Here is a 16,876-nt window from a genome sequence, read left to right as displayed (position 1 = left end):
ATCGGCCTTCAGCGCCACGGAGTCATACCCCTGCACCAGCGGATAGAGGAACTCATGGATCGCGATCGGCTGATTGCTGGTATAGCGTTTGTCGAAGTCGTCACGCTCGAGCATGCGCGCGACCGTGTACTGGGACGCCAGGCGGATAAAGTCGGCAGGCGTGAGTTGATCCATCCAGGTGGAGTTGAACGCCACCTCGGTTTTCGCTGGATCAAGAATCTTGAACACCTGCTGCTTGTACGTCTCGGCGTTATCCAGCACCTGCTCGCGGGTCAGCGGCGGGCGCGTGGCGCTCTTGCCGCTCGGGTCACCGATCATGCCGGTGAAGTCGCCGATCAGGAAAATGACCTGGTGGCCAAGCTCCTGGAACTGGCGCAGCTTGTTGATCAGCACGGTGTGGCCCAGGTGCAGGTCGGGTGCGGTTGGATCGAAGCCCGCCTTGATGCGCAGCGGTTCACCGCGCTTGAGCTTCTCCACCAGTTCCGATTCGACCAATACCTCTTCCGCACCGCGCTTGATAAGCGCCAGCTGCTCTTCAACCGACTTCATAGACAGACCCGCAAGGCTCAGATTCAAGGGGAGCCAACCATACAAGATCGGCCATCAATTACAAGTTTCGCAATGAAATGTGACCCGAACGACGCGCCACGGCGTCTACGCGCCCTTGCGCGAGAACGGATTTGGTTATATTTTATACAGTTATTTCATCTTCATCATGTCATTCATCTTTTCCATCTCATTTTTTCAAAGTCACTTCACCTATGACCAACGAAACGCCTAAAGCGCCCCCGCTTTATCCGAAAAGCCATCTGTTGGCCGCCAGCGGCATCGCTGCCCTGCTTAGCCTGGCGCTGCTGGTCTTCCCTTCCAGCGAAGTCGAAGCCAAGAAAACCACCCTCAGCCTGGAACTGGAAAGCCCAGCCGAGCAACTGAAGGACGAATCCCGGGCCGCACCGCTGGTGCAGGCCGAGCAGAATACCGACTCCCCTTTCGCCCAGATCGAAGGCGATGAGGCGGACACCGCCCAGAGCAAGAGCGAACCCGCGCCTGTCGCCAAGCAAGAAGAGAAGGCACCAGGCCATCGTGAAGTGGTCGTCTCCCGTGGCGATACGCTTTCCACCCTGTTCAACAAGGTCGGCCTACCTGCCAACGCCGTCCACGACATCCTCGCCAGTAACAAGCAAGCCAAGCAGTTCAGCCAGCTCAAGCATGGCCAGGTGCTGCAGTTCGAACTGGACAAAGATGGCCAGTTGACCAGCCTGCATAGCAAGGTCAGCAATCTCGAGACCATTCGCCTGACCCGCACCGACAAGGGATTCACCTTCGATCGCGAGGTCAGCAAGCCGGTAGTACGCACCGCCTACGCGCATGGCGTGATCAAGAGCTCGTTGTCGGCCTCGGCCCAGCGTGCCGGCCTGTCACACAGCATGACCATGGACATGGCCAAGATCCTCGGCTACGACATCGACTTCGCCCAGGATATCCGCCCAGGCGACGAGTTCGATGTGGTCTACGAGCAGAAGATGATGGATGGCAAGGTGGTCGGCACCGGCAGCATCCTCTCCGCCCGCTTCACCAACCGCGGCAAGACCTACACCGCCGTGCGCTACACCAACAAGCAGGGCAACACCAACTACTACACCGCCGACGGCAATAGCCTGCGCAAGGCGTTCATCCGCACACCGGTGGACTTCGCCCGCATCAGCTCGCGCTTCTCCGCTGGCCGCAAGCACCCGATCCTCAACAAGATCCGCGCCCACAAAGGCGTGGACTACGCCGCCCCCCGCGGCACGCCGATCAAGGCCGCCGGCGATGGCCGCATCGAGCTGGCAGGCCGTCGCGGTGGCTATGGCAATACCGTGATCATTGCCCACGGCAACTCCTACAAGACGCTTTACGGTCATATGCAGGGCTTCGCCAAAGGCATCAAGACGGGTGGCAGTGTGAAGCAGGGCCAGATCATCGGCTACATCGGTACTACCGGCCTGTCGACCGGCCCACACCTGCACTACGAGTTTCAGGTCAACGGCGTGCACGTCGACCCGTTGAGCCAGAAGGTGCCGATGGCCGACCCGATCGCCAAGGCCGAACGCGCACGCTTCAACCAGCAGAGCCAACCCCTGATCGCCCGCATGGATCAGGAAAAGGCCACCCTGCTCGCCGCCAACAAACGCTGACGGCATGGCGCTCTATCTGGGGGTGATGTCCGGGACCAGCCTCGATGGCCTGGACATTGCCCTGATCGAACAACACGAGCAGCCAAAGCTGCTCGCCACCCATTACATCCCCATGCCCGCCGATCTCCGCCAGGACCTGCTTGGCCTTTGCGCCAGCGGACCGGACGAGATTGCGCGTGCGGCCCTGGCAGAGAATCGCTGGGCCAGCCTCGCGGCCCACGGAATCAACCGCCTGCTGGCCACTCAAGGCCTGAAGCCTGACGCTATCCGCGCCATCGGCAGCCACGGGCAAACCATCCGCCATGAACCCGCTCGCGGTTTTACCGTGCAGATCGGCAACCCGGCATTGCTCGCCGAACTGACCGGCATCTGCGTGGTGGGTGATTTTCGCCGCCGGGACGTGGCAGCTGGAGGCCAGGGTGCACCACTGGTACCGGCCTTCCACGAGGCCCTGTTCGGGCATCTTGGTCAGCGCGTAGCCATCTTGAATGTGGGCGGCTTTAGCAACCTGAGCCTGATCGAGCAGAACAAACCGGTGCATGGCTTCGACTGCGGGCCTGGCAACGTACTGCTGGACGCCTGGGTCGAACGCAAGCAAGGCCTGGCCTTTGATGCCAATGGCAGCTGGGCGGCCAGTGGTACAGTCCAGCCTGGCCTGCTTGAAGCGTTGCTGAGTGATCCGTTCTTTGCCGGGAGCGGCCCGAAGAGTACTGGCCGCGAAGTGTTCAACCTGCCCTGGCTGGATACGCATCTTGCGCGCTTGCCTGCGTACCGGGACGAAGATGTTCAGGCCACTCTGCTGGAACTGACCGCCAGCAGCATCATCGACTCGCTGCGCCAGGCCCAGGACGCTACCGAGTCGTTGCTGGTGTGTGGCGGGGGCGCACGCAATGGAACGCTGATGGCCCGCTTGGCAGCGCTGCTGCCCTCGGCGCAGGTTGCCAGCACTGCGGCGCATGGCGTGGACCCTGACTGGGTCGAAGCCATGGCCTTCGCCTGGCTTGCCCACTGCTGCCTGGAGGGCATCCCCGCCAACCGCCCCAGCGTGACCGCCGCCAAAGGCTTGCGCATCCTCGGCGCCATCTACCCGGCATAGCCGCTTTGCAGAATGCAAAACGCCGCGCAAGTGCGCGGCGTTTTCTATTGCAGCACGGTAATCAGATCGAGAACGACGAACCACAACCACAGGTAGTGGTGGCATTCGGGTTCTTGATCACGAAGCGCGAACCTTCCAGGCCTTCCTGATAGTCCACTTCGGCACCCGCGAGGTACTGGAAGCTCATCGGATCGACCACCAGCGCGACACCCTCACGCTCGACGATGGTGTCGTCCTCGGCCACATCCTCATCGAAGGTGAAGCCGTACTGGAAGCCCGAGCAACCACCGCCGGTCACGAATACCCGCAGCTTCAGACGATCATTGCCCTCTTCGCTGACCAGAGTCTTCACCTTGTGCGCAGCCCCTGGGGTGAACTCCAAAGCCGTGGGGGTGAAGGATTCGACGCTCATGTTGATTCTCCCGGCGCAGTGCCGCCATAAAACTCGATGTCGCGCATTATCCGCTTCTCCGAGAAAATCGGTCAAGAATTGTGCGGCTTTAGTCGCGCCCATGAAAAAGGCCCGCGCAGGGCGGGCCTTGATACACGGAGGCTGCTTACGGCAACAGGCCGGCGTGGGACAGCCCCATGCGCTCATCCAGGCCGAACAGGATGTTCAGGTTCTGTACCGCCTGTCCGGAAGCGCCCTTGACCAGGTTGTCGATCACCGACAACACCACCACGAGATCGCCACCCTGCGGTCGATGCACGGCGATGCGGCACATGTTGGCGCCGCGCACGCTGCGGGTTTCCGGATGGCTGCCGGCCGGCATCACGTCGACGAACGGTTCGTTGGCATATCGCTTCTCGAACAGCGCCTGCAAGTCCACGGAGGTGTCGGCGACCGTGGCGTACAGGGTGGCGTGAATGCCGCGGATCATCGGGGTCAGATGCGGCACGAACGTCAGGCCGATGTCCTTGCCCGCGGCCAGACGCAGGCCCTGGCTGATTTCCGGCAGGTGGCGATGGCCTTTGACTGCATAGGCCTTCATGCTTTCGCCTGCCTCGCAGAACAACGAGCCCACCGCAGCGCCACGGCCGGCACCGCTCACACCCGACTTGCAGTCGGCGATCAGGCGCGATGGGTCTGCCAGGCCAGCTTCCAGCAGCGGCAGGAAGCCCAGTTGGGTCGCGGTCGGGTAGCAGCCGGGCACAGCGATCAGTCGCGCCTGGCGGATCTTCTCGCGGTTCACTTCGGGCAGGCCATAGACCGCATCCTTGAGCAGTTCGGGCGCGCCATGGGGCTGGCCGTACCACTTGCCCCATTCAGCGGCGTCCTGCAGGCGGAAGTCGGCGGACAGGTCGATGACCTTGGTCCCCGCCGCCAGCAACTCGCCGGCCAGGGCGTGGGCGACCCCGTGCGGGGTGGCGAAGAACACCACGTCGCAGGCGCCGAGGGTCTTGCTGTCAGGCACGCTGAAGGTCAGCCCGTCGTAATGGCCGCGCAGGTTCGGGTACATGTCGGCAACCGCCACGCCCGCCTCGGAACGCGAAGTGATCACCGCCACTTCGGCCTGTGGGTGCTGCGCCAGCAGACGAAGCAGTTCGACACCGGTGTAGCCCGTGCCGCCAACGATACCGACCTTGATCATAACGCTTGCCCCTTATCAACGAACCGACTGGAAAGCGCACGATAATAGGGGCGCGAAAGGCCTGTAACAACTCTTGGGATGTCCCTTCGGGCGCTGGGACTCTACTATCTGACGACCGTGAAAACCTGAAGGAACTCCCCATGCTCTATCTATGGATCAAGGCGCTGCATATCGTCAGCGTGGTCTGCTGGTTCGCCGGCCTGTTCTACCTGCCACGCCTGTTCGTGTATCACGCCCAGAGCCAGGACAGCGTCAGCCTGGACCGCTTCGTCACCATGGAACGCAAGCTGTACCGGGGCATCATGAACCCGGCGATGATCGCCACCTACGTGTTCGGCGGCTGGATGCTGTATCTCAACCCCGGCTGGCTGAGCCAGGGCTGGCTGCACGCCAAGCTGACCCTGGTCGCCCTGCTCACCGTCTACCATCACATGTGCGGCGCCCAGCGCAAACGCTTCGCCGCGGGCAGCAACACCCGCAGCCATGTCTACTACCGTTGGTTCAACGAAGTGCCCGTCCTCATCTTGCTGGGTATCATAATTCTCGTGGTGGTCAAACCGTTCTGACGGTAAACCACCGCCTACAGGAGTTTCGCCATGTCCCTGCCCGCTTCGCTCGAACAACGCCTGCGCTTGCCGCTGGTGGCCGCACCGATGTTCCTGATTTCCAACCCGCAGTTGGTGCTGGCGTGCTGCGCGAATGGCGTAGTGGGCAGCTTTCCCGCGCTCAACCAGCGTGACAGTGCGGGTTTCAAGGACTGGCTGGAACAGATCGAGGCTGGGCTGGCGCAACTGCAGGCACCAGCGCCCTATGCGGTGAACCTGATCGTGCACCTGAGCAACCCGCGCCTGCAGGCCGACCTGGCACTGTGCGTCGAGCATCGCGTGCCGATCGTCATCACCAGCCTGGGGGCGGTAAAAGAGGTGGTGGATGCAGTGCACAGCTATGGCGGCCTGGTGTTTCACGACGTGACCACACGTCGCCACGCCGAGAAAGCCGCCGAAGCCGGTGTTGATGGGTTGATTGCCGTGGCTGCGGGGGCAGGCGGCCATGCCGGGACCTGGAGCCCGTTCGCGCTGGTCGCGGAAATCCGCCAGTTCTTCGACAAGACCATCCTGCTGGCTGGTTGCCTCAACCATGGCAACCAATTGCTGGCCGCTCAGATGCTGGGAGCCGACCTGGGCTACATGGGCACGCGCTTTATCGCCACCCGAGAGAGCCAGGCCCAAGCAGCCTACAAACAGATGATCCTGGGTGCAGGCGCAGCCGACATCGTGCATACCCCGGCAGTCTCCGGTATCCCGGCCAGTTTCCTGCGCGAGAGCCTGGAGCAGGCTGGTTACGATCTCGGCACCCTGAAGAGCAACCATGAGACAGGCAAGCTCAAGCCTCTGGATGACGAGGCAAAAGCGTGGAAGACCGTCTGGTCCGCCGGCCAGGGCGTTGGCGAGATCCACGACCTGCCTCGTGTCGCCGAGCTGATCGAGCGTCTGCGCGACGAATACCAGGCGGCCCTTGATCGTAGCCAGCAGCTACGCGGCAACGCCTTGTAGCAAATCGGCCAGGCTGTACACTAGGCGCCCCTCACGCCCCAGGAGCCTTGCATGACCCGTTACGCCATGATCACTGGAGCCTCCAGCGGCCTGGGCCTTGCCCTGGCGGAGGCACTGGCGCGGCGCGGGCGCAACCTGATCCTGGTGGCACGCCAGCGCGAGACGCTGGAACCGGTGGCCATCGAGCTCACCCAACGATTCGGGGTCGAAGTGCTGTTCCGTGCCTGCGATCTCAGCCAGCCCTTGCGCCTATCGGGCTTCGTACTCGAACTGGAGGAAGGCGAGCGGCGTATCGACTTGCTGGTTAATTGCGCCGGGCAGCGCACCTACGGGCCGTTTCTCGCCCATGAGTGGGCCGACGAGCAGGACCTGCTTGAGGTCAACATCCTCGCCCTGAGCCGTTTGTGCCACGCCATCGGTAACTTGATGGCGATCCAGGGTGGTGGGCAGATTCTCAATGTCGCAGGGCTCGCCGGCGTCGCGCCCGGCCCCTGGATGGCTGCCTATGCCGCCAGCAAAGCCTATGTGCTGAGCTTTTCCGAAGCGTTGCGCGAGGAGCTTCGGCGTACTGGGATAAAGGTCTCGGTGTTGTGCCCCGGACCTGTACGCTCGTCACGGCGCAGCATCCCAAGGCTCGATGGCAGCCCCAGCCCTGAGGAAATTGCCTTGCATACCGTCCGAGCCCTGGACAAGAACCGCGCACTGATCATGCCAGGCCGACGCAACCGCTGGCTGGCCTTCGCCCCGCGCCTGCTGCCACGCTGGCTGACGCGCAAACTGGCCGGGGCGATCCATCGGCGCTACTGCCCGGTCGGCATGGAATAACCACTGGGCGAGCGGCAGCGGGCTCAGTACACTCGGCCCGGACACTCACCATGGAGCAAGTGCTGTGGACGATCTATTCCTCAAAATCATCAACCGGGAAATCCCGGCGGATATCATCTACGAAGATGACCAGGTTCTGGCCTTCAAGGATATCGCCCCCGCGGCGCCGGTACATTTCCTGGTCATACCGAAGAAACACATCCGTACCCTCAACGACCTGACCGAAGAGGACAAGGCCCTGGCCGGCCACATCCTGTTCACCGCCCAGCGCCTGGCCGTCGAGCAGGGCTGCGAGGAAGGTTTCCGGGTGGTCATGAACTGCAACCCGAAAGGCGGCCAGACCGTCTACCACATCCACATGCATGTGCTCGGCCAGCGCCAGATGCACTGGCCACCGGGCTGATCCAAGGCAAGCTCGGTTCAACCGATTGCGGTAAACTGTCGGGCACACTCTTGCGGAGGTGCCCGATGGCTACCGAACGTCACTATTCGCCGCTCGACCGCTTGTTGCTGCAGGCCGATACCGCCATGCGCACCTTGCTGCCCTTCAGCGGCCAACCTGCCCGCCCCTCTCCAGCGATCATCCAGCCGGACGCTGAACTCGACGAGCAGCAGACCCGCCACATCGCCGGCCTGATGCGCATCAACCACACCGGGGAAGTCTGCGCCCAGGCGCTCTATCAGGGCCAGGCCCTGACCGCCAAGCTGCCCCAGGTGCGCAAGGCCATGGAGCATGCGGCCGAAGAAGAAATCGACCACCTGGCCTGGTGCGAGCAGCGTATTCGCCAGCTCAACAGCCACCCCAGCGTGCTCAATCCGTTGTTCTATGGCATGTCCTTCGGCATCGGCGCCCTCGCCGGCCTGGTCAGCGACAAGGTCAGCCTGGGTTTCGTCGCGGCTACCGAGCATCAGGTGTGCAAGCACCTGGACGAACACCTTGAGCAGATCCCCGAGAACGACGGCAAGTCCCGAGCGATCCTCGAGCAGATGCGCATCGACGAGGAACACCACGCTGAATCGGCCCTGGAAGCCGGCGGCTATCGTTTCCCGGCCCCCGTCCGCTTTGGCATGAGCCTGCTGGCCAAGGTCATGACCAAGAGCACCTACCGCATCTGAGGTAACCCGGATGGAACGCTTCGACGCCAAGGACCTGGCACGCGCCGTGAGCGCCGGGATACTGCAACCCGGCCAGGACCGGGCATTGCTGGATTTCCTGCGCCAGCAGCCACAAACCTCCGGCAGCTTCCAGTTGGCTCACGTGGCATTCTATTTCGGCGCACTGCTGATCATGGGCGCCATGGGCTGGTTGCTCACGGAAGCCTGGATGCGCATCGGCGACTCTGCGCTGCTGGCCATCGCGCTGCTCTACATTGCAGCGATCACCCTGTTCGCCCTGTCGCTGCAACGCCGAGGCCAACCCATCGCCGCAGGCGTACTGGCGGCGGTGGCGGTCAGCATCGTGCCGCTGGCGGTGTTCGCCATCGAGCGCTTGCTCGGTTGGTGGCCAATGGATGATGCCCAAGGCGACTATCACCAGTACTACACTTACGTGCAGGGCGGTTGGCTGGCCATGGAGGCGGCAACCGTGCTCGCCGGCCTGCTGATGCTGCGCCTGGTGCCCTTCCCATTCATTGTCATGCCGATTGCCGTGGCGCTGTGGTTCATGTCGATGGACTTCACCGAATGGCTTTACGGCGATGTCTTCGACTGGGAACAACGCCGTACCGTATCGCTGTGGTTCGGCCTTGCCATGCTGTTGGTGTTTCTCGTGGTGGACGGGCGCACCGAGCGCGATTACGCCTTCTGGGGGTACCTCGCCGGGCTGGCGGCATTCTGGGGCGGGCTGACACTGATGGACAGCGGCAGCGAATGGGGCAAGTTCGTGTACTGCCTGATCAACCTGGGGCTGATGAGTCTGGCCGTGCTTTTGCGCAGACCGGTGTTCATGGTGTTCGGCGCGATGGGAGTGGCGGCTTACCTGGGGTACCTTTCCTACGAAGTATTCGCCGATTCCCTGCTGTTCCCTGTAGTACTGACCCTGATCGGTCTCGCCGTTATCGGGCTGGGCGTGCTCTACCAGAAGCGACGGGAAGCACTGAGCGCACACCTGCGAGCAAAAGTGCCTGCCAGCCTTTTGCAACTGCTCCCAGCGTTGCGCCGTTGAGCATACGAATGTTAATCGCCCGCCTGCTGCAGGGCCTGGGGCTGATTCTGGTTGCCTATTTCTTCGTTTGCCTGATGACAGCCAGCCTCAGGCAAACCGGGTTCAGCCTGGAGCTGCCTTATCTCGTCGAGCCCAATAGCAACAGCGCGCTCGAACTGTTGCTGTTCACCGCCCCAGTGCAACTGATGTTCCTGCTGCTCGGCTGCTTTATCCACAGCCGTCGAACGCTCATCGGCGTTTTTGTGCTGCTTGCGATCATCGTTGCGCAGTTGCAGTGCTTGAACTTTGCCGAAAGCTACGGCAGTACCTGGAGCGACCTGGAACTGGTCATGTTGCTGGGCGTGAACGCGCACTGGTTGTTGCTCGCCCTCATCCCTGGGCTCGCACTGCTGCTTGGCATTGAGCGACTACGCAAGCGGAGCGCCTGAGCCTCAGGCGCTCCTGCACGTCACGCGAGCTCGACGATTTCGTAACCGTGGGTGATCTCGACGCCCGCGCGGTCCAGCATGATCGAGGCCGAGCAGTACTTCTCGGCCGACAGCTCCACCGCACGCTTGACCTGCGCCTCCTTCAACCCACGCCCCTTGACCACGAAGTTGAGATGGATCTTGGTGAACACCTTGGGGTCTTCACTGGCGCGTTCGGCCTCCAGGAAGGCTTCGCAGCTTTCCACGGCCTGGCGCGACTTCTTCAGGATGCTGACCACGTCGAAGCTGCTGCAGCCACCCAGGCCCAACAGCAGCATCTCCATCGGGCGCACGCCCAGATTGCGGCCACCGGCTTCGGGTGGGCCGTCCATCACGACGACATGGCCGCTCCCCGACTCGCCGAGGAACATCGCTTCACCGGCCCACTGGATGCGTGCCTTCATCTATCCGGACTCCCGATTTCGTAAAAGGGTGTCAGCTTAGTCCTTGCAGCGCTGTCGGAAAAGCTCAAGACACGTCGCTTTTATGCCGATACAAGCGAAAGTGTCTGATAAGCTGGCGCCAAATGCCTGGCGCATCACGCCAGGCCAACTATATAAAAGCCAATGCGTCGCTTCGAACAGGATTTCGTGATGGTCTCCTCAGCCCTTCCCGCCAAGATCAAGAACATCGACAAGCTGCTCGGGCACTGCCAGCGCCGCCGCTATGCGGCCAAGAGCAACATCATCTGCGCGGGCGACCGGGCCGAAACGCTGTCGTTCATCGTCAAGGGTTCGGTGACCATCCTGATCGAGGACGACGAAGGCCACGAAATGATCATCGCCTACCTCAACAACGGCGATTTCTTTGGCGAACTGGGCCTGTTCGAGCCGGTTGGCCAGGAGCACCAGCGCAGTGCCTGGGTGCGCGCCAAGACCGAATGCGAAGTGGCCGAGATCAGCTACGACAAATTTCGCGAACTGGCCCGCCAGGACCCGGAAATCCTCTATGCGCTCGGCAGCCAGATGGCCCAGCGCCTGCGCAACACCACACGCAAGGTGGGCGACCTGGCCTTCTTCGATGTGACCGGGCGGGTTGCCCGCTGCCTGCTCGAACTGTGCAAGCAACCCGACGCCATGACCCACCCCGATGGCATGCAGATCAAGATCACCCGCCAGGAGATCGGCCGGATCGTCGGTTGCTCCCGTGAAATGGTAGGCCGCGTGCTCAAGGACCTCGAGGAGCGCAGCCTGGTGCAAGTCAAGGGCAAGACCATGGTGGTCTACGGTACCCGTTAATCCTTCGGCAATGCCCCGATCACATCGGCATAAGCCTGGTCAAGGCGCTCGAACCAAGGTACCTCGGGCACCACTTCATGCAGGGCGATGTGGCTATCGGCGCGACAACGCTGTTCCAGGTCGCAGCATTCGTTGAAGCGGTTCACCGCCGCCACCATCGATTCGCGCTCGTTGTCCAGCAACAACGCCCCGTGCACCAGCACCACCGGGCGCTTGCCACCCAGGCCCTGGCGCCAGCGCTGGGCGGTGCCGACCAGTTTGCGGCCATTGAGGTTGACGTTGTAGCGACCATCACAGAAGGCGCCGTCGATTTCACCAACCGAAGCCACCCCGCCCCATTCGCGCAACACATCACATAACGGCAGGCACAGGCGCTCGTAGGCGTTCTCGATCCGCCCATGGTCGCCTTCGCTGCGCGGCGCCACGTAGACCAGGGCAATGTTCACCGTGGCGTGGGACTGCGGTACCGGCTCGCCACCGGTTTCACGCAGCAACACCGGCCAGCCGGCGATCGCCAGCTCGGCACAGGCAGCTTCGAAGTTTTCCAGGCGGCTCATGCGTCGTGGCATCACCAGGGCATGGTCGGTCGGGCGCCAGAACAGCACACCGGATTCGCGTTCACCACGGCACACGGCGGCCAGCAGGTCCTGCTCGGCGTGCAGGCCTTGCTCGACGGTCAGGGCCAGGGGTTGATCGGTCATTGATCCACCTTTGATGTTGTTCTCTTGGCCCCCTTCGCGGGTAAACCCGTACCCACAGGAGCAATATGAGGAACCTGTAGGAGCGGGTTTACCCGCGCAGGGGCCATGGCATACAAACAAAAAAGCCGGCAAACGCCGGCTTCGACTCGATCAGTCCAGTGGCTGAACCACGGTTTTCTTCACCTGGTCCGGGAAGAACAGCCGTTGCAACTCCAGCCCCGGCTGCTCGGCGCGCATGAAGGCTTCACCGACCAGGAACGAATACACCTCGTTGATTTCCATCAGCTCGACATCGGCACGGTTGAGGATGCCGCTCTCGGTGATGGCCAGGCGATCACGTGGGATGCGCGGCAACAGGTCAAGGGTGGTCTCGAGGCTGACCTCGAAGGTGTGCAGGTTGCGGTTGTTGACCCCGACCAGTGGCGTGTCGAGGGTTTTCAACGCACGCTCCAGCTCATCACCGTCGTGCACTTCCACCAGCACATCGAGACCGACATCCTTGGCCGTGGCAGCCAGCTCGGCCATTTTTACATCGTCAAGCGCCGAAACAATCAGCAGCACGCAGTCGGCACCCAGGGCTCGGGCTTCGACGATCTGGTACGGGTCGACCATGAAGTCCTTGCGGATCACCGGCAACGAAACCGCGGCACGGGCCTGTTGCAGATAGACGTCGGCACCTTGGAAGTAATCCACGTCGGTCAACACGGAAAGGCAGGTCGCACCGCCCTTCTCGTAGCTGACGGCAATCTCCGCCGGCACGAAGTTTTCGCGGATCACGCCCTTGCTGGGCGAGGCCTTCTTGATCTCGGCAATCACCGCCGGTTTCTTGCGCTTGGCCTGCTCGATCAGGGCGTTGGCAAAGCCACGCGGCGCATCGGCCACCTTGGCCATGGCCTCGAGCTCGGCGAGGCTGACGCGTGCGCTACGCTCGGCCACTTCCTGGAACTTGCGGGCGATGATCCTTTCCAGCACCGTCGGGACACTCATGCTTCGTTCTCCACCTTGAATACCGCGGTAAACGCACCCAGCTCCTGCAGTTTTTCCCAGGCCAGCCCGGTGTGCAGCACGTCATGGGCCAGTTCCACACCTTGTGCCAGGGTCATCGCATGATCGGCGGCATACAGGGCGGCGCCCGCGTTGAGTACGATCATCTCGGCGGCCTTCTGCCCGTTCTCGGTCTTGCGCCTGCCCAGCGCGTCACGGATCAGCTCCAGCGACGCTTGCGGGCCTTCGACGGCCAAGCCATGCAGGCTCTGGCTTTTCATGCCGAGATCTTCCGGTTCGACCCAGTACTCGGTGATCTGGTCATTCTTCAGTTCGGCGACGAAGGTCGGCGCAGCCAGGCTGAACTCGTCCAGGCCGTCCTTCGAATGCACCACCAGCACATGCTTGCTGCCCAGACGCTGCAGCACTTCGGCCAGTGGGCGGCACAGGGCTTGCGTGAAGACCCCGACCACCTGGTGTTTCACACCGGCCGGATTCGTAAGCGGGCCGAGCATGTTGAACAACGTACGCAGGCCCAGATCACGACGCGGGCCGGCCGCGTGCTTCATGGCGCTGTGGTGGGTCTGGGCGAACATGAAACCGATGCCCAGGCTGTCGATGCAACGCGCCACCTGGACCGGCGTCAGGTTCAGGTAGATGCCCGCCGCCTCCAGCAGGTCAGCGCTGCCGCTCTTGCCGGAAACCGCGCGGTTGCCGTGCTTGGCCACCGTGCAACCGGCCGCCGCGATAACGAAGGCCGACGCGGTGGACACGTTGAAGATGTTGGCGCCATCGCCGCCGGTGCCGACGATGTCGACCACGCCGTCAAGGCTCTTGAGCTCGACCTTGTCGGCCAGCTCACGCATCACCGACACCGCGCCGACGATCTCGTCGATGCTTTCGCTCTTCATGCGCATGCCCATGAGGAAGGCGCCGATCTGCGCCTCGCTGCACTGGCCGGTCATGATCTGGCGCATGACGTCGCGCATTTCCTCGGTGGACAGGTCCAGGTGGCCGACGATACGGCTCAACGCGCTCTTGATATCCATGATCGATCCTTAACGGCGGCCGCCGGTCTGCTTGAGGAAGTTGGCGAACAGTTCATGGCCCTGCTCGGTGAGAATGGACTCGGGGTGGAACTGTACCCCTTCCACATTCAGCGTCTTGTGACGCAGGCCCATGATCTCGTCGACCGAGCCGTCTTCGTGGGCAGTCCAGGCCGTGACTTCCAGGCAATCTGGCAGCGTTTCGCGCTTGACCACCAGCGAGTGATAGCGCGTGACGGTGAGCGGGTTGTTCAACCCGGCGAACACGCCCAGGTCGCGGTGGAGCACCGGGCTGGTCTTGCCGTGCATCACCTGGCGTGCGCGCACCACGTCACCACCGAAGGCCTGGCCGATGGACTGGTGGCCGAGGCAGACGCCCAGGATGGGCAGCTTGCCGGCGAAATGAAGGATGGCCTCGATGGACACACCCGCCTCGCTGGGCGTGCAAGGGCCGGGGGAGACGACGATGCGCTCGGGGTTGAGGGCTTCGATCTGGGCGATGGTCATTTCGTCGTTGCGAATGACCTTGACCTCGGCACCCAGCTCGCCGAGGTACTGCACGACGTTGTAGGTGAAGGAGTCGTAGTTGTCGATCATCAGTAACATCTGGAACGAACCTCTTGAAGACTGACTTTTGATTCGAGCCTTCCACTGCCGATCACAGGTGCGCGAACAGGTGCGCAACAAGGCGGCAGGTGAAACGAACGGAAGGCAAACGGGGACGGGCCGGGTAAACCGGCAAGAGATAAAGTCAGGCGCGCCAACGCCAACGGGCGATGGCCTTGATCACGTGCATCAAGAGTTTGCTGACGATCAACACAGGGTAGGTCTCGTTCATACGTTCCGGCACAGTAGCCTACCGTGACGGCGGGCGCAATATGCCCGTAAACACGGGGAAACGAATGGAACGGTAGGCAAAGACCGGGAATTTGCTAAGGTCATTCGGCTTGTTCCGATAAAAACAATGAAAAGGATATCCCTGCATGCTCAAGGCTCCCTTCCTGCGTACTTTACTTGGTGCCCTCGTGTTCACCAGCAGCCAGGCCATGGCGGCGCCCTCCCCTTATAGCTCCCTGATTGTCTTCGGCGACAGCCTCAGCGACGCCGGGCAATTTCCCGACCTGACCGGTGGCACTGCAGGCATGCGCTTCACCAACCGCGACGCCAACGGCAATTATGCGCCGGTGTCACCCATGATCCTCGGTGGTCGGCTGGGCTTGAGCGACACTTCACTGGGCCCCTCCACATCGATCGGCAATCTCTTGCAGGGCTTGCCGGACGGTAACAACTGGGCGGTGGGCGGCTACACCACGCAACAGATCCTCGACTCGATCACCACCACCTCGAAAGCGGTCATTCCACCTGGGCAACCCAACGCCGGCACGGTCCTGCGCGAACGCCCCGGCTATCTGGCCAACGGCCTGGGCGCCGACCCGAACGCCTTGTACTACCTGACGGGTGGCGGCAACGACTTCCTTCAGGGGCTGGTCACCAGCCCGGCCACCGCCGCCGCTTCAGGTGCCCGCTTGGCTGCCAGTGCCCAGGCGCTGCAACAGGCAGGCGCACGCTACATCATGGTGTGGCTGCTACCTGACCTGGGCCAGACCCCGAGCTTCAGCGGCACCCCACAGCAGGGCCCTCTCTCGCAGCTGTCCAACGTGTTCAACCAGTCGCTGGTCAGCCAGCTTGCTGGCATCAATGCCGAGATCATTCCCCTGAACATACCGGTGCTGCTCCAGGAAGCCCTGGCCAACCCAGCACAGTTCGGCCTGGCCACTGGCCAGAACCTGGTCGGCTCCTGCTACAGCGGCGGCAACTGCGTAGGCAACCCGGTCTATGGTGCCAACGGCACGACGCCCGACCCGACCAAGCTGCTGTTCAACGACTCCGTGCACCCGACCATCGCCGGCCAGCAACTGATCGCCGACTACGGCTATTCAATTCTCGCCGCGCCGTGGGAGCTGACGCTTCTGCCAGAAATGGCGCACGCCAGCGTTCGCGCCCACCAGGATGAGTTGCGCAACCAGTGGCAAACACCCTGGCAAGCGGTCGGCCAGTGGCAGGCCTTCGTCGCCACTGGCGCGCAGGATCTGGACTTCGGCAGCCAACGCAGCGCTGCCAGCGGTGATGGCCGGGGCTACAACCTGACCCTGGGTGGCAGCTACCGGGTTGACGACGCCTGGCGCCTTGGGCTGGCAGCTGGCGTATACCGGCAGAAGCTCGAAGTGGGCCAGCAGGATTCGGACTACAAGCTCGACAGCTACCTTGCCAGCGCCTTCGCCCAGTACCGCCAGGACCGCTGGTGGGCCGATGCGGCCTTGACTGCCGGGCACCTGGACTACCGGGACCTCAAGCGCACTTTCGCCCTGGGCGTAAACGATCGCAGCGAAAAAGGCGACACCGACGGCGAGACCTGGGCCGTCACCGGCCGCCTGGGCTACAACCTGGCCGCCGAGGGCAGCGAGTGGCAGCTGGCGCCGTTCGTCAGCGCCGACTATGCGCGGGTCAAGGTGGATGGCTATGACGAGAAAAGTGGTCGCTCTACCGCACTTGGCTTCGATGACCAGGAACGCACGTCACGGCGCCTGGGCGTCGGGATGCTGGGTAGCGTGCAGGTATTGCCGGGCACGAAGCTGTTCGCCGAAGTCGCCCGGGAGCATGAGTTCGAGGATGACCAGCAGGACCTGACCATGCGCCTGACCACACTGCCGGCCAACGACTTCACCCTGACCGGCTACACGCCACACAGCAACCTGACCCGCGCCAGCCTGGGGGTGACTCATGAACTGGTGTCAGGGGTTAACCTGCGGGGGAACTACAACTGGCGCAAGAGTGACGAGCTGAGGCAGCAGGGGGTGAGCCTGGCGGTGAGTGTAGATTTCTGACTGGTGGTTCGCCGGCAAGCCGGCCTTGATGGATAACACCGCAACCGACTTGGCACGACCTCTGTAGGAGCGGCTTTAGCCGCGATCACTGCAAGGCGGGGATCCGATACCGCGTTGCCTAAATCGCGGCTAAAGCCGCTCCTACAGT

19 protein-coding genes (1 of these 19 running past the window's edge) are annotated in these 16,876 nt (G+C 62.6%); 11 read left to right on the top strand and 8 right to left on the bottom strand.

What is annotated here, in order from left to right; genetic code table 11:
- A protein-coding gene (gene tyrS, locus JYG34_RS02145; RefSeq protein WP_213661096.1) for a tyrosine--tRNA ligase crosses the window boundary here: on the bottom strand, nt 1–549 show its beginning. The gene continues 651 nt to the left of window position 1, outside the view; 549 of the gene's 1,200 nt are visible here — the first part of the coding sequence; its start codon is at nt 547–549; its stop codon lies beyond the left edge, outside the window.
- A 212-nt stretch (nt 550–761) separates the two neighbouring features.
- On the opposite strand from tyrS, the gene JYG34_RS02140 reads away from it, so the two are divergent.
- The gene (locus JYG34_RS02140) at nt 762–2,177 is read left to right on the top strand and encodes a peptidoglycan DD-metalloendopeptidase family protein (protein ID WP_213659326.1); all 1,416 of its coding nucleotides are present in this window, start codon (nt 762–764) and stop codon (nt 2,175–2,177) included.
- Between the two features lie 4 nt (nt 2,178–2,181).
- Nucleotides 2,182–3,273 carry an anhydro-N-acetylmuramic acid kinase gene (locus JYG34_RS02135; RefSeq protein ID WP_213659325.1) on the top strand — a complete coding sequence of 364 codons (1,092 nt, stop codon included), beginning with the start codon at nt 2,182–2,184 and terminating at the stop codon, nt 3,271–3,273.
- Between the two features lie 61 nt (nt 3,274–3,334).
- Here JYG34_RS02135 and erpA read toward each other — a convergent pair whose 3' ends face one another.
- Entirely contained in the window at nt 3,335–3,685 is a 351-nt protein-coding gene (gene erpA / locus JYG34_RS02130; protein WP_011531872.1) for an iron-sulfur cluster insertion protein ErpA, read from the bottom strand.
- Between the two features lie 145 nt (nt 3,686–3,830).
- Nucleotides 3,831–4,865 carry an N-acetyl-gamma-glutamyl-phosphate reductase gene (argC, locus tag JYG34_RS02125; protein ID WP_213659324.1) on the bottom strand — a complete coding sequence of 345 codons (1,035 nt, stop codon included), beginning with the start codon at nt 4,863–4,865 and terminating at the stop codon, nt 3,831–3,833.
- 140 nt (nt 4,866–5,005) lie between these two features.
- On the opposite strand from argC, the gene hemJ reads away from it, so the two are divergent.
- From hemJ to JYG34_RS02090, 7 genes are all read left to right on the top strand, one after another.
- Nucleotides 5,006–5,431: a protoporphyrinogen oxidase HemJ gene (gene hemJ / locus JYG34_RS02120; protein WP_213659323.1), complete on the top strand. Its 426-nt coding sequence runs from the start codon at nt 5,006–5,008 to the stop codon at nt 5,429–5,431.
- 30 nt (nt 5,432–5,461) lie between these two features.
- Complete coding sequence (locus tag JYG34_RS02115) at nt 5,462–6,418, top strand: NAD(P)H-dependent flavin oxidoreductase (protein ID WP_213659322.1); 957 nt, start codon at nt 5,462–5,464, stop codon at nt 6,416–6,418.
- A 51-nt stretch (nt 6,419–6,469) separates the two neighbouring features.
- Nucleotides 6,470–7,243 carry an SDR family NAD(P)-dependent oxidoreductase gene (locus tag JYG34_RS02110; RefSeq protein WP_213659321.1) on the top strand — a complete coding sequence of 258 codons (774 nt, stop codon included), beginning with the start codon at nt 6,470–6,472 and terminating at the stop codon, nt 7,241–7,243.
- A 64-nt stretch (nt 7,244–7,307) separates the two neighbouring features.
- Nucleotides 7,308–7,646 (top strand): histidine triad nucleotide-binding protein, encoded by a 339-nt coding sequence (locus tag JYG34_RS02105; protein ID WP_213659320.1) that lies wholly within the window; start codon nt 7,308–7,310, stop codon nt 7,644–7,646.
- Between the two features lie 65 nt (nt 7,647–7,711).
- Nucleotides 7,712–8,359, top strand: coding sequence for a 2-polyprenyl-3-methyl-6-methoxy-1,4-benzoquinone monooxygenase (coq7, locus tag JYG34_RS02100; RefSeq protein ID WP_213659319.1), 648 nt, complete (start codon nt 7,712–7,714; stop codon nt 8,357–8,359).
- Nucleotides 8,360–8,369: 10 nt separating this feature from the next.
- Nucleotides 8,370–9,407 (top strand): DUF2157 domain-containing protein, encoded by a 1,038-nt coding sequence (locus JYG34_RS02095; protein ID WP_213659318.1) that lies wholly within the window; start codon nt 8,370–8,372, stop codon nt 9,405–9,407.
- A gap of 8 nt (nt 9,408–9,415) precedes the next feature.
- Nucleotides 9,416–9,835 carry a hypothetical protein gene (locus JYG34_RS02090; RefSeq protein ID WP_213659317.1) on the top strand — a complete coding sequence of 140 codons (420 nt, stop codon included), beginning with the start codon at nt 9,416–9,418 and terminating at the stop codon, nt 9,833–9,835.
- Between the two features lie 20 nt (nt 9,836–9,855).
- Here the strand turns inward: JYG34_RS02090 and JYG34_RS02085 are convergent, their stop codons facing one another.
- Complete coding sequence (locus tag JYG34_RS02085) at nt 9,856–10,278, bottom strand: OsmC family protein (protein WP_213659316.1); 423 nt, start codon at nt 10,276–10,278, stop codon at nt 9,856–9,858.
- A 189-nt stretch (nt 10,279–10,467) separates the two neighbouring features.
- Here JYG34_RS02085 and crp point away from each other — a divergent pair, with 189 nt between their 5' ends.
- Entirely contained in the window at nt 10,468–11,112 is a 645-nt protein-coding gene (gene crp / locus JYG34_RS02080) for a cAMP-activated global transcriptional regulator CRP (RefSeq protein WP_011531862.1), read from the top strand.
- On the opposite strand, the gene JYG34_RS02075 is transcribed toward crp, so the two are convergent.
- From JYG34_RS02075 to JYG34_RS02060, 4 genes are all read right to left on the bottom strand, one after another.
- The gene (locus JYG34_RS02075; RefSeq protein WP_213659315.1) at nt 11,109–11,813 is read right to left on the bottom strand and encodes a lipoate--protein ligase family protein; all 705 of its coding nucleotides are present in this window, start codon (nt 11,811–11,813) and stop codon (nt 11,109–11,111) included. The genes crp and JYG34_RS02075 overlap by 4 nt on opposite strands.
- Before the next feature lie 150 nt (nt 11,814–11,963).
- Nucleotides 11,964–12,800 (bottom strand): indole-3-glycerol phosphate synthase TrpC, encoded by an 837-nt coding sequence (gene trpC / locus JYG34_RS02070; protein ID WP_213659314.1) that lies wholly within the window; start codon nt 12,798–12,800, stop codon nt 11,964–11,966.
- Nucleotides 12,797–13,846: an anthranilate phosphoribosyltransferase gene (gene trpD / locus JYG34_RS02065; protein ID WP_011531859.1), complete on the bottom strand. Its 1,050-nt coding sequence runs from the start codon at nt 13,844–13,846 to the stop codon at nt 12,797–12,799. The genes trpC and trpD overlap by 4 nt, the downstream gene beginning before the upstream one ends.
- A 9-nt stretch (nt 13,847–13,855) precedes the next feature.
- A complete protein-coding gene (locus JYG34_RS02060) occupies nt 13,856–14,449 on the bottom strand; it encodes an aminodeoxychorismate/anthranilate synthase component II (protein WP_213659313.1) in 594 nt (197 codons plus the stop codon).
- A 377-nt stretch (nt 14,450–14,826) separates the two neighbouring features.
- Here JYG34_RS02060 and estP point away from each other — a divergent pair, with 377 nt between their 5' ends.
- Nucleotides 14,827–16,728 (top strand): esterase EstP, encoded by a 1,902-nt coding sequence (gene estP / locus JYG34_RS02055; protein WP_213659312.1) that lies wholly within the window; start codon nt 14,827–14,829, stop codon nt 16,726–16,728.
- The last annotated feature ends 148 nt before the right edge of the window (nt 16,729–16,876 follow it).

The sequence above is a fragment of the Pseudomonas entomophila genome (genome assembly GCF_018417595.1).
Classification (GTDB): Bacteria; Pseudomonadota; Gammaproteobacteria; order Pseudomonadales; family Pseudomonadaceae; genus Aquipseudomonas; species Aquipseudomonas entomophila_C.
Note: the sequence above shows the minus strand (reverse complement) of the source record. Positions and strands in the feature narration are given on the sequence as shown.

Excerpts from the sequence above, each read along its gene's own strand:
- trpC (WP_213659314.1), bottom strand. The coding sequence starts at position 12,800 with ATGAGTGTCCCGACGGTGCTGGAAAGGATCATCGCCCGCAAGTTCCAG.
- JYG34_RS02140 (WP_213659326.1), top strand. The coding sequence starts at position 762 with ATGACCAACGAAACGCCTAAAGCGCCCCCGCTTTATCCGAAAAGCCAT.
- JYG34_RS02095 (WP_213659318.1), top strand. The coding sequence starts at position 8,370 with ATGGAACGCTTCGACGCCAAGGACCTGGCACGCGCCGTGAGCGCCGGG.
- JYG34_RS02110 (WP_213659321.1), top strand. The coding sequence starts at position 6,470 with ATGACCCGTTACGCCATGATCACTGGAGCCTCCAGCGGCCTGGGCCTT.
- trpD (WP_011531859.1), bottom strand. The coding sequence starts at position 13,846 with ATGGATATCAAGAGCGCGTTGAGCCGTATCGTCGGCCACCTGGACCTG.
- erpA (WP_011531872.1), bottom strand. The coding sequence starts at position 3,685 with ATGAGCGTCGAATCCTTCACCCCCACGGCTTTGGAGTTCACCCCAGGG.
- JYG34_RS02085 (WP_213659316.1), bottom strand. The coding sequence starts at position 10,278 with ATGAAGGCACGCATCCAGTGGGCCGGTGAAGCGATGTTCCTCGGCGAG.
- hemJ (WP_213659323.1), top strand. The coding sequence starts at position 5,006 with ATGCTCTATCTATGGATCAAGGCGCTGCATATCGTCAGCGTGGTCTGC.
- JYG34_RS02115 (WP_213659322.1), top strand. The coding sequence starts at position 5,462 with ATGTCCCTGCCCGCTTCGCTCGAACAACGCCTGCGCTTGCCGCTGGTG.
- estP (WP_213659312.1), top strand. The coding sequence starts at position 14,827 with ATGCTCAAGGCTCCCTTCCTGCGTACTTTACTTGGTGCCCTCGTGTTC.
- JYG34_RS02135 (WP_213659325.1), top strand. The coding sequence starts at position 2,182 with ATGGCGCTCTATCTGGGGGTGATGTCCGGGACCAGCCTCGATGGCCTG.
- JYG34_RS02075 (WP_213659315.1), bottom strand. The coding sequence starts at position 11,813 with ATGACCGATCAACCCCTGGCCCTGACCGTCGAGCAAGGCCTGCACGCC.
- JYG34_RS02090 (WP_213659317.1), top strand. The coding sequence starts at position 9,416 with ATGTTAATCGCCCGCCTGCTGCAGGGCCTGGGGCTGATTCTGGTTGCC.
- JYG34_RS02060 (WP_213659313.1), bottom strand. The coding sequence starts at position 14,449 with ATGTTACTGATGATCGACAACTACGACTCCTTCACCTACAACGTCGTG.
- crp (WP_011531862.1), top strand. The coding sequence starts at position 10,468 with ATGGTCTCCTCAGCCCTTCCCGCCAAGATCAAGAACATCGACAAGCTG.
- coq7 (WP_213659319.1), top strand. The coding sequence starts at position 7,712 with ATGGCTACCGAACGTCACTATTCGCCGCTCGACCGCTTGTTGCTGCAG.
- argC (WP_213659324.1), bottom strand. The coding sequence starts at position 4,865 with ATGATCAAGGTCGGTATCGTTGGCGGCACGGGCTACACCGGTGTCGAA.